At 69.9% G+C, this 10211-nt stretch carries 9 protein-coding genes and 1 pseudogene; 5 read left to right on the forward strand and 5 right to left on the reverse strand.

What is annotated here, in order from left to right; all coding sequences use genetic code 11:
* Window positions 1-84 precede the first annotated feature (84 nt).
* Both hisC and FGX59_RS17185 read left to right on the forward strand, forming a co-directional pair.
* Window positions 85-1176: a histidinol-phosphate transaminase gene (gene hisC / locus FGX59_RS17180; protein WP_138468368.1), complete on the forward strand. Its 1092-nt coding sequence runs from the start codon at window positions 85-87 to the stop codon at window positions 1174-1176.
* A complete protein-coding gene (locus FGX59_RS17185) occupies window positions 1173-2099 on the forward strand; it encodes a prephenate/arogenate dehydrogenase family protein (RefSeq protein ID WP_138468369.1) in 927 nt (308 codons plus the stop codon). Before hisC ends, FGX59_RS17185 begins: the two co-directional genes overlap by 4 nt.
* Before the next feature lie 36 nt (window positions 2100-2135).
* Here the strand turns inward: FGX59_RS17185 and FGX59_RS17190 are convergent, their stop codons facing one another.
* Entirely contained in the window at window positions 2136-3140 is a 1005-nt protein-coding gene (locus FGX59_RS17190; protein ID WP_171060684.1) for a DUF2125 domain-containing protein, read from the reverse strand.
* 63 nt (window positions 3141-3203) lie between these two features.
* Here FGX59_RS17190 and FGX59_RS17195 point away from each other — a divergent pair, with 63 nt between their 5' ends.
* From FGX59_RS17195 to FGX59_RS17205, 3 genes are all read left to right on the forward strand, one after another.
* The gene (locus FGX59_RS17195; protein WP_138468371.1) at window positions 3204-3734 is read left to right on the forward strand and encodes a gamma-glutamylcyclotransferase; all 531 of its coding nucleotides are present in this window, start codon (window positions 3204-3206) and stop codon (window positions 3732-3734) included.
* A gap of 73 nt (window positions 3735-3807) precedes the next feature.
* A complete protein-coding gene (locus FGX59_RS17200) occupies window positions 3808-4992 on the forward strand; it encodes a biopolymer transporter ExbB (RefSeq protein ID WP_240722522.1) in 1185 nt (394 codons plus the stop codon).
* Window position 4993: 1 nt separating this feature from the next.
* The gene (locus FGX59_RS17205) at window positions 4994-6757 is read left to right on the forward strand and encodes a peptidoglycan -binding protein (RefSeq protein WP_138468372.1); all 1764 of its coding nucleotides are present in this window, start codon (window positions 4994-4996) and stop codon (window positions 6755-6757) included.
* Window positions 6758-7295: 538 nt separating this feature from the next.
* Here FGX59_RS17205 and FGX59_RS17210 read toward each other — a convergent pair.
* The 4 genes and pseudogenes from FGX59_RS17210 to FGX59_RS17220 all read right to left on the reverse strand — a co-directional run.
* Window positions 7296-7661 (reverse strand): annotated as a pseudogene (locus FGX59_RS17210) (transposase); the annotation flags it as partial.
* A 178-nt stretch (window positions 7662-7839) separates the two neighbouring features.
* Window positions 7840-8181 carry a transposase gene (locus FGX59_RS38750; protein WP_240722523.1) on the reverse strand — a complete coding sequence of 114 codons (342 nt, stop codon included), beginning with the start codon at window positions 8179-8181 and terminating at the stop codon, window positions 7840-7842.
* The gene (locus tag FGX59_RS17215; RefSeq protein ID WP_240722525.1) at window positions 8106-8879 is read right to left on the reverse strand and encodes a transposase; all 774 of its coding nucleotides are present in this window, start codon (window positions 8877-8879) and stop codon (window positions 8106-8108) included. The genes FGX59_RS38750 and FGX59_RS17215 overlap by 76 nt, the downstream gene beginning before the upstream one ends.
* Before the next feature lie 347 nt (window positions 8880-9226).
* Window positions 9227-9637 carry a transposase gene (locus tag FGX59_RS17220; protein WP_370296093.1) on the reverse strand — a complete coding sequence of 137 codons (411 nt, stop codon included), beginning with the start codon at window positions 9635-9637 and terminating at the stop codon, window positions 9227-9229.
* Window positions 9638-10211 lie beyond the last annotated feature (574 nt).

Here is a 10211-nt window from a genome sequence, read left to right on the forward strand (position 1 = left end):
ACATCCGGCGCGATGCCGGCCCGCGCGGCCGGTCCCCTGGAGACAGGCCGTCCGGGACGCCCCGGCCGGCGGAAGGAGCCGCCAATGACGCAGATCGTGCCGCAGCCCGGGATCATGGAGATCGCGCTCTACGAGAGCGGGCAGTCCAAGGTCGAGGGCGTCTCGGAGGTCATCAAGCTCAGCTCGAACGAGAATCCCTACGGTCCCTCGCCGAAGGCCATCGAGGCGTTCCGGGCGACGGCGGACCGGCTCCACCGCTATCCCTCCACCGACCATGCCGAGCTGCGCACGGCGATCGGCGAGGTGCACGGGCTGGACCCCGCGCGGATCATCTGCGGCGTGGGTTCGGACGAGATCATCAACCTGCTCTGCCAGGCCTATGCCGGTCCGGGCGACGAGGTGCTGCAGACCGAGCACGGCTTCTCGATGTACCGCATCTCGGCACTGGCGGCGGGCGCCTCCAGCGTCTCGGTCCCCGAGCGCGAGCGCACGACCGATGTCGACGCGCTGCTGGCGGGCGTGACCGAGCGGACGAAGCTGGTCTTCATCGCCAACCCGAACAACCCGACCGGCACGATGATCGGCGGCAACGCGCTGGCCAAGCTCGCCGCGGGCCTGCCGGAGCATGTCATCCTGGTGCTCGACGGCGCCTATGCCGAATTCGTCGAGGGCTATGACGGCGGCGCCTCGCTCGTCGACCTGCATCCGAACGTGGTGATGACCCGCACCTTCTCGAAGCTCTACGGGCTGGGCGGGCTGCGCATCGGCTGGGGCTATGCGCAGAAGGAGATCATCGACGTGCTCAACCGCATCCGCGGGCCGTTCAATCTCAGCGAGACCCAGCTTGCCGCCGCCGAGGCCGCAGTGCGCGACCGCGACTTCGCCGCCCATTGCCTGGCCGAGAATGCGCGGCTGCGCAGCGCGCTGGCCCAGGCGCTGGCCGAGCTCGGGATTCCCTCGGACACCTCCTGCGCCAACTTCATCCTGGCGCGCTTCGCCGACCGCGAGGAGGCCGTCGCCTGCGACGCCTTCCTGAAATCCCGCGGGCTGATCGTGCGGCAGGTGGCGGGGTACGGCCTGCCGAACTGCCTGCGCATCACCATCGGCGACGAGCGTTCCTGCCTGCTGCTCGCCGAGGCGGTCGCGGCCTTCAAGGCGGAGCGGGGCGGGGAATGACGCAGATCTACGACCGCGTCGCGGTGATCGGGCTCGGCCTGATCGCCTCCTCGATGATCCATGCCATGCGCCGCGCCGGTCTGGCCGGGACGATCACCGGCTATGACGCCAGCCCGGCGCATATGCAGATGGCGGCCGAGGACGGGCTCTGCGACCAGTTGGCCGGATCGGCGGCCGAGGCGGCCGAGGGGGCGGATCTGGTGGCGCTCTGCGTGCCGGTCGGCGCGATGGGGCAGGTGGCAGAGGAGATCGCCGGCCATCTGAAGGCGGGCGCGACCGTCACCGATGTCGGCTCGGTCAAGCGCGCGGTGGTCGATGCGGTGGCGCCGCACCTGCCGCCCGATGTCACCTTCATCCCCGGCCACCCGATGGCGGGGACCGAATTCTCGGGCCCGCGGGCGGGCTTCGCCGAGCTCTTCGACGGCCGCTGGTGCCTGCTCCTGCCGCCCGAGGGCTGCGACCCCGGGGCGCTCGGCAAGCTGCGCGCGCTCTGGACCGCGATGGGCGCCACGGTCGAGGAGATGGACCCGGACCATCACGACCTGGTCTGCGCCGTCATCAGCCATGCGCCGCACCTGATCGCCTACACGATGGTGGGGGTCGCCGACGACCTGCGCCGCGTCACCGACAGCGAGGTGATCAAGTTCTCGGCCGCGGGCTTCCGCGACTTCACCCGGATCGCGGCCTCGGACCCGACCATGTGGCGCGACGTGTTCCTCAACAACAAGGACGCGACGCTGGAGATCCTCGGCCGCTTCACCGAGGAGCTCTTCGCGCTGCAGCGGGCGATCCGCACCGGCGACGGCGACATGCTGCACGACTACTTCACCCGCACCCGGGCGATCCGGAAAGGGATCATCGAGGCCGGCCAGGATACCGCCGCGCCGGATTTCGGCCGCTCCACCCGGCGCCCCGGCGAGTGAGGCCGGCGCCCCGGCCGCGGCCGGGGCAGGGCGCGCTCAGCGCAGCACGATCCGCGGCGCGGCGCCCAGCGGCACCATGCCGCCCAGCGTCATCCGCCCGTCCTTGAAGGCCAGCGGCACGTCGATGGCGTTGCCGCCGCCCGACATCCGCGCGATCAGGTTCAGCCCGCCCTCCATCAGCCGCGCCAGGTCGGGATTGAGCGCGCCACTGTCGCGGGCCAGATCGAGCATCGCCTTCCAGTTGGTGGCGCGGACCGTCACCTCGCCCTCGGGCAGGCCGTCGGGGCCGATATCGACCTCGCCCTTTGCCTGCAGCTCCAGCGCGCCCCAGGCGGCGCGGGCGCCGCGCAGCGCGATATGGCGGGGCTGCGGCCGCGCCTCCTCCAGTGAGGACAGGTCCCAGGGCGCGTCGAAGGCGGCGCTGGCGTCGATCTCGGCGGTGCCCATCGCGCCCGGCTCCAGCCCGCCGCGCTCCAGCAGGCGCGACAGGAAGGCCGGGGGCGTCACGTCCTCGAGCGAGACGGCGATGTCGTAGCTCGGCAGCTCGCCGTCGATCCGCCGCGCGGCGAATTGCATGGCCGAGGCGGTCGCCTCCCAGTCGAGCGTCGAGGACAGCCGGATATCCTCGCCGGCCAGGGTGATCTGCTGGACCGCCATGTTGGCCAGCGGATTGACCCGCAGCGAGGCGCGCAGGTCGCCGGTGCCGATCGTCACCGTCTCCAGCGGGGTGGAGAGCACCTGCTCGTGCGGCCAGACGGCGATCAGGTGGTTCGGCTTGTAGCTCAGCGACAGGAGCTGCAGGAAATCGGCCGACCAGGCGACGCCAGTGGCGGGATCGGCCAGCTGCGGCTTCTCGATCGTGGTGTCGAAGCGGTTGGGGAAGCCGTGGGTCTCGACGCTGTCGTAATTGGCGACCCAGCCCTCGGCCGCGCGCTCTTCGAGCCAGCCCTCGACGGCACGTTCGGTGGCGAAGGCGCCATAGGTCCAGTAGCCGCCCCAGCCCAGGGCGGCGGCGAGGATCGCAGCCAGCAGATATTTCATGGGGCTCCCTTCCATCCCGGTCCGGTCCTTATGTACAAGTCCCGCAGAAGGAGGGCCAGCGGCATGACATCACGGGATCTCTGGGTCTTCGGCTACGGGTCGCTGCTATGGAGCCCCTGCTTCGCCCCGGCCGAGCGCCAGCTGGCGCGGCTCGACGGCTATCACCGCTCCTTCTGCATGTGGTCGGTCCATTACCGCGGCACGCCCGAGGCCCCGGGTCTGGTGCTGGCGCTCGACCGGTCCGAGGGCGCCTCCTGCCTCGGCGTCGCCTTCCGCGTGGCGCCGGAGGGGCGGGACGCCGCGCTCGAGGCGCTGCGCGCGCGCGAGCTGATCTCCTCGGCCTATCGCGAGGAATGGCACGACCTGTCGCTGACCGACGGGCGCAGCGTCGAGGCGGTGACCTATGTGGTCGATCCGGCGCATCACCAGTATGCCGGCGGGCTGTCGCTGGAGGCGCAGGCCGGAATCATCGCCGCCGCGCATGGCGAAAAGGGGCCGAATCGCGACTACCTGATGAACACGCACCGCCACCTGATTGAGCTCGGGCTCGAAGATGCGGACATGGCGTGGCTGGCGAAGGCCCTGTCGGTGTGACAAAATTGTGCCGCGGCCATTTCAGCGCGACGCGGGATTTCCCGGACCGCACGTGATCGGCTAGACCTGCGGCATGGCCATGTCAGACCCAAGTTCCGCGCCCCAGTTCTCCCAGCCGGTCCGCCAGATCTTCATGATGGTGACCGTATCCGCCGCCTTCGGCGCCGGGGGGTGGCTGCTGCTGCCCCGGGTCTGGAGCGTCTTCTCGGCCAACCCCTATCTCAACGGCGCGATCGGCGTGGTCTTCGTGATCGGCGTGCTGGCCTGCTTCTGGCAGGTGGCGCAGCTGATTTCCTCGGTGCGCTGGATCGAGGGCTTCGCCGCCGAGCGTCCGGGCATGGATGCCTCGCAGGCGCCGCGCCTGCTGGCCTCGCTTGCCGCGCTGATGCGCTCGCGCCGCGGCCGGATGCAGATCAGCTCCGCCTCCTCGCGCTCGATCCTCGACACCGTCGCCACCCGGATCGACGAGGCGCGGGACATCACGCGCTATCTGGGCAATCTGCTGATCTTCCTCGGGCTGCTCGGCACCTTCTACGGTCTGGCGACGACCGTCCCGGCGGTGGTCGACACGATCCGCTCGCTGGCGCCCTCGGCGGGCGAGGACAGCACCGCCGTCTTCGGCCGGCTGATCGCGGGGCTGGAAACCCAGCTTGGCGGCATGGGCACGGCCTTCGCCTCGTCCCTGCTCGGCCTCGCCGGATCGCTGGTCGTCGGCCTGCTGGAGCTCTTCGCCAGCCACGGCCAGAACCGCTTCTACCGCGAGCTGGAGGAATGGCTTTCGACCATCACCCGCCTGGGCTTCGCCGGCGGCGACGGCGAGGGCGGCTCGGACGGCACCGCGGTGGCCGCCGCACTCGACCAGGTGGCGCTGCAGATGGGCGAGCTGCACAGCGTGATCCGCGAGGCCGAGGCGCATCGCGTCGCGATGGACAGCCGCCTTGCCGGGCTCGGCGCCGCGCTCGACCGGATGACCGCGCGGATGGAGAACGAGACCCGCATGGGCGAGGCCTTCGCCCGCGTCGCCGAGGGCCAGGACCGGCTGTCGGGCGCGCTCGAGGCGCTGGCCGCGAAGAGCGAGCAGGAGGACGCGCCGGGCGCCGAGACCCGCATGCGCCTGCGCAGCATCGACGTGCAGCTCCTGCGGCTGATGGAAGACGTCAATGCCGGCCGCCAGGAAAGCGTGTCGGAACTGCGCCAGGACCTGTCGCGGCTGATCCGCGTGATCGAGCAGGCGACCGGCACCGACGGGACCCGCTGAGATGGCGCTGAGCCGCCGGAGCAGCCGTTTCCAGGCCTCGATCTGGCCGGGCTTCGTCGATGCGATGACCGGGCTCCTGCTGGTGCTGTTCTTCGTGCTGACGATCTTCATGGTGATGCAGTCGCTGCTGTCCGAGACGATCACCGGCCAGGAAAGCGAGCTCGACAAGCTCGGCGCCGAGCTCGACAGCCTCTCCGATGCGCTCGGGCTGGAGCGGGCGAAGACCGACGAGCTTTCCGGCGAGGTGGCCGAGCGGGACAGCGCGCTGGACCAGGCGGCGGCAGAGGCGAAAGCGCGGGAAACCATGCTGGCGACGCTGCGGGCCGAGACCGAAGCGCAGTTCCAGGACCTTCAGGATGCTGCCGGGCGCGAGGCCGAGCTGCAGTCGCAGCAGGAGGCGCTGGAGCAGCAGCTTGCCACGGCGCGCACCGAGATCGACGCCCAGGCGGAGGCGGCCCGGCTCGCCGCGTCGAAGCGCGAGGCGGTGGAGGCGCTGCTGGCGCAGACCCGCGCCGATCTGGCCGCCCGCGACGAGGCGCTTTCCGGCGCGCAGGCTGAGCTTTCGGACACGCAGGCCTCGCTCGATGACGAGGAGGCCGGGCGGCTGGCCGAGGCCGCGGCGGCCGAGGCGCTGCGGGCGCGGCTGGCGGATGCCGATGCCGAGCTGACCGCGATGTCGCTGGCGCTCGAGGCGCAGCGGCAGAAGGCCGAGGACACGCTGACGCTGCTGGCGGCGGCGAAGGCCTCGCAGGACGACCTGACGGCGCGGCTGGCCGCCGCCGTGGCCGAGGGCCGCCGGAAGGACGATGCGCTGGCCGAGGCCGGGGACCGCGCGTCCGAGCTGGAGGATGCGCTGGCGGCGGCGCGGCAGGACCTTTCCGGCCAGCAGCTCGACGAGGCGCAGATCCGCGAGCAGCTTGCCGCCGCGCTGGCGGCACAGTCCGCAGCCGAGGACCGGGGCCAGGAAGCGATGACCGAGGCGGAGCGCCAGGCGGCGCTGCTCGAGACCGCGCGCGGGGCGCTGGCCGAGGCCGAGGCGGCGCGCGACACCAGCAGCGAGGCGGCCGAGAAGCGGGCCCGCGAGGTGGCGCTGCTCAATGCCCAGATGGCAGAGCTGCGCGCCCAGCTTGGCGGGGTGCAGTCGCTGCTTGACGCCGCAGAGGCGCGGGACGATGCCGCGCAGCTTGAAATCAACACGCTCGGCGACCGCCTGAACACCGCGCTGGCCCGCGCCAATCTCGAAGAGCGCCGCCGGGCGCAGCTCGAGGAGGCGGAGCGCAAGCGGCTTGAGGCCGAGGCGCAGCGGCTGGAGCGCTACCAGTCGGAATTCTTCGGCCGCCTGCGCGACGCGATCGGCGACCAGGAGGGCGTTAAGATCGTCGGAGACCGGTTCGTCTTCGACAGCGAGGTTCTCTTCGATGTCGGCCAGGCGGAGCTGTCCGAGGCCGGGCGCAGCGAGATCGCCAAGGTGGCGCAGCTGCTGCAGGAGGTCGCCGCGGTGATCCCGCCGGGCATCGACTGGATCGTCCGCGTCGACGGCCATACCGACGATTCGCCGATCCGCTCGGGCCGGTTCCGCGACAACTGGGAGCTCAGCCAGGCGCGCGCCCTCTCGGTGGTGCGCTTCATGATCGACGAATACGGCTTCCCGCCCGACCGGCTTGCGGCAACGGGCTTCGGCCAGTACCAGCCGGTCGATCCCGCCGACACGCCCGAGGCCCGCGCCAAGAACCGCCGGATCGAGCTGAAGCTGACCGAGCGCTGAGCCGGAGCCGCCATCCCGCAAAGCGGGAGCGGGCAGGTCGGCAGGCCAGTCTTGCAGAGCGGCGCCTTGGCGGCCCGGTCTCCGGAGATTTCCCGGACCTTCAGGCCTGATGCCGCTGGCAGGCCGCGCCCGCGGCTGACGGGGTGGTCCGGCGACGCGCCCGCGGACATCTGCCGCGCGTTTCCGGCCTCCGCTTCCGGCCGAGCGCGTCGAAGCCTCTCTGGCTGCCGCCCCTGGCGCAAGTCGCTTTTGACCGGTGGTAGCTGGTGATCGAATGCGTTCTTCTCTCGGGCCTCTTGGGTGCGCGGCCGTCCAGGAGGCCGCTGGCCGTGATGGTGGTCTGCGGACCGGATCCATGTCGTCTGCAAGAGCCCTCATGCCCGAGAACGACGTCCGGTTTTCCCAATCCAGTTCCTTTCGATCATTGCGCCCATTCAGGTCATCGACGTCTCGCGCCTCCTTCACCGGCGCACGGGGGCTTGCGGCCCTCATGCGGGAACAGCCGCTGCCCGGTCTCGATAATCCGCCTTCCTTGCCGTCATCGCCCGGATGGCCGTGCCATCTTTCTGGCCAGTGCAATGGCGACGGGCATGAGGGGCCTGCGCTGCAGCAGGCGTGCCAGCCATGAGCCCTCCTGACTCGACGTCCGGGCCAGCACTGCCAGGCGCGACACGGCGCCGATGGCCACCAGATTTCCGATGTCGGTCCGGCCGGCTTCCGAGATGCGCCCCGGGCGGTCCTTGCCGCCGGATGTGCATTGGCGCGGCACGAGGCCGGGCCAGGCCGCAAAATCTCGTCCGCGCCCGGAACGCTCCATGGGCGGAGCAAAGCTGTTGATGGCCAGCGCCGTCTGCGGCCCCGCGCCGGGCATCGTTTGCAGCCGCCGCGCCGTATCATCTGTCCGGGCAAGATACCGGGCCCTCTCTCCGCGGTCACCGCGACGGTCGCTGCATGTTTGCGTTCAGGGTCGGGCAGATCGAAGTGGTGTGCGCGGTCATGGCCGCAGCCGTGGGAGCCATCTTGCCCTCGCCGCGCGTCCCGGCTGGACGCATTCGGATGTGGCGGCGCTAGCGTTTTTGCGTTCAGGCCGTTGCTGCATCCCTGAGCGGCGTTCCGGTGCGCCACATGGCGTGCAGCTTGACGGCCAGCTTCCTTGGCGCGACCTTGGCCTTGCGCGGACCGGTCCGTCCCGCGATGCCCCCGGGCCAATCGCGCAAACGCGTACCGCCAAGCTTCCGGCAGTAGATCCCGTTCGCCGCCCCGAAGAGGCATTTCCGCGCAAAGGCATCGCCGCGCTTCGAGACACGGCCGTTCCAGCTTATCTCACCCGACTCGCAACGGCGCGGCGTCAGGCCAAGGTAGGCCCCGGCACTCGCCGAGCGGCGGAACCGTCCGGCATCATCGAACGCCGCGACGACTGCCATCGCAGCAATCGGCCCGAGGCCGGCACAGTCATCAGCAACCGGACCGTCTGGTGCGATCCGGCAATAACGCGGATCCGGCGGGCGAGATCGGCAATCCTGGCCAGGACGTCCCGCCAGACCGGCATCAAGGCCTCGAATATGGGCACGAGCCCGGGCGAAACCGCGAGGTCCCTTGCGATGATTTCGCCGGCGCGGCGCTTGAAGCCGCCGAGCCGCTTGCCGGACGTCACGCCGAAGGTCTTCGGCAACCCGCGGACTTCGTTCTCCAGGCTGGCGCGCAGGCTGACCAGCTTGTCCCGGGCCGTCAGCGAGGCGCGGGTCACATAGGCGTCGCGGCTCTTGATCTGCACGGCCCGGAACCAGCCGGAGCGGCCGATCTGCGCCAGCCCGCGGGCAACCAACCTGTCCGTCTTGTTGGGCGTCATCTTCAGCACGCCATTGGCGTGGCGGGCCTCGAGGCAGACGGCCGGCAGCCCGCGCTCCGCCAGCGCGTTCCAGAGCCAGACGGCCAGCGGTCCGGTCTCCATGCCGATCCGTTCAACGTCGGCGGTCTGCGCGGCCAGCCATCCGGCAATGGCATCCGGACAGGTCGCAACCTTGGCCTCCGCCAGAACCCTGCCCGAGACGTTGACTACGCAGATCGCCGTCTGTTCCTGCGGCACATCAAGGGCTGCAAAGGCGCTCATCTCGGCCTCCATGTTCAATTCCCGGTCCTGCGCCGGGCGTCCGCTCATCCTGCGCTAGCACATTCAGTGGGCGGGACATGGCAATTACCCTAAGTGGTGTAGCTGGCGGTGGCCATCGGGGTTCTCGGTGGGTCGGGTGTGGAGGCCCCCGAAATGCAGGCAGAACCTGGGAAGGTGCGGGACGTGATCGGGTGCACTCGTGTGTCCGGCCTGTCATTGCGGCCGTTCGCGCCGCTGGCCCGCATGGAGATGCGCGAACCGGGTCCAAATCGGGTTGGCGAGCGCGAAGCTCCGTACCCTGACTCCGGGTGTCCCGTTCGCTCTCGTTGATCGTCGTCCCTTGCTTCCCTTTGCCCTGTTCACACTGCCGGCGTCGCTCGTTGACCCTTGCCCGTCAGGCCAGGGCTGCCGAACCTCGGAATCCTCTTTCTTGGCCGCCATAGCCCAGAGCATTCGTGCATCTTGCTTGCGAGCGCCATCGCGACCGGAAGTCGTGGCTTGCGGGCCATCATGTGCTCAAGCCACGATCCGGTTGGTGCTCCCTTGCGGATCGCCCATCTGGCCACGCCCATGGCACCGATACTCTGCAATCGCCGAATATCTCGCTGTCGCATCCGGGAGGGTCTGCCGAGCTTTGGTTTTCCGCCGGTCGACATCTGCTTGGGCGCGTGGCCCGACCATGCAGCGACGTCACGCCCGCTTCCGAAGGTCTCGAGTGGCGGCGCGCAGGCGTGGATTGCCATCGCGCCGGTCGGACCAGCACCCGGCATTGTCACGATACGGGAAATGTCTTCGCTTTGCGCAGCTCGGTTCCCGATCTCCTTGGCAAGGGCATCTACGCGCGTGTCAAGCTAGGCGACCTGCTCCAGCAGCATGAGCCCGGATCGTGTCCCAGCGCTTGGTGTAGGAGGCCGCGCGCGGAGCCTTCGGCGTAGCGCAGCGCGCGGCCGCCCGCGTGACCGACACTCAGAGCATCAGGCTGCCGGCCGTGGCCTCCTGATCAGATCCGGGCCTCTCCGAAGGTCGGCGATCTTACACCTCTCAATGGGACACGATCTGAGCCCGAGCGCCTGAACTGTGAACAGGCGTGCAGTTTTGGCCCCGTAGCGGGGTGATCGGCACCGAAAACTGGCTCTGACTCAATTTGGATGCAGGCCGCGCACGCGCGGCGGCTATTTTTTCTGACGTCAGCTCAGAAGGATGAATGCGATGGCAAGTCTTGACGTGAAGGCGCTGCTCCCGGTGGGCCTGGTCGTCGAAAATGTTTGCACCCGTTACGGTGCGATCGAGATCAGCGCCCGCTCGACCGCCTCTTCGGCCAGCTGCCCGTGCTGCGGGAGTCGG

This window comes from Poseidonocella sp. HB161398, assembly GCF_005870025.1.
Taxonomy (GTDB): domain Bacteria; phylum Pseudomonadota; class Alphaproteobacteria; order Rhodobacterales; family Rhodobacteraceae; genus Mangrovicoccus.

Bases quoted from the DNA above. Each gene is read 5' to 3' on its own strand.
- hisC (WP_138468368.1), top strand. From the start codon at position 85: ATGACGCAGATCGTGCCGCAGCCCGGGATCATGGAGATCGCGCTCTAC.
- FGX59_RS17185 (WP_138468369.1), top strand. From the start codon at position 1,173: ATGACGCAGATCTACGACCGCGTCGCGGTGATCGGGCTCGGCCTGATC.
- FGX59_RS17190 (WP_171060684.1), bottom strand. From the start codon at position 3,140: ATGAAATATCTGCTGGCTGCGATCCTCGCCGCCGCCCTGGGCTGGGGC.
- FGX59_RS17195 (WP_138468371.1), top strand. From the start codon at position 3,204: ATGACATCACGGGATCTCTGGGTCTTCGGCTACGGGTCGCTGCTATGG.
- FGX59_RS17200 (WP_240722522.1), top strand. From the start codon at position 3,808: ATGGCCATGTCAGACCCAAGTTCCGCGCCCCAGTTCTCCCAGCCGGTC.
- FGX59_RS17205 (WP_138468372.1), top strand. From the start codon at position 4,994: ATGGCGCTGAGCCGCCGGAGCAGCCGTTTCCAGGCCTCGATCTGGCCG.
- FGX59_RS38750 (WP_240722523.1), bottom strand. From the start codon at position 8,181: ATGGCAGTCGTCGCGGCGTTCGATGATGCCGGACGGTTCCGCCGCTCG.
- FGX59_RS17215 (WP_240722525.1), bottom strand. From the start codon at position 8,879: ATGGAGGCCGAGATGAGCGCCTTTGCAGCCCTTGATGTGCCGCAGGAA.
- FGX59_RS17220 (WP_370296093.1), bottom strand. From the start codon at position 9,637: ATGCCGGGTGCTGGTCCGACCGGCGCGATGGCAATCCACGCCTGCGCG.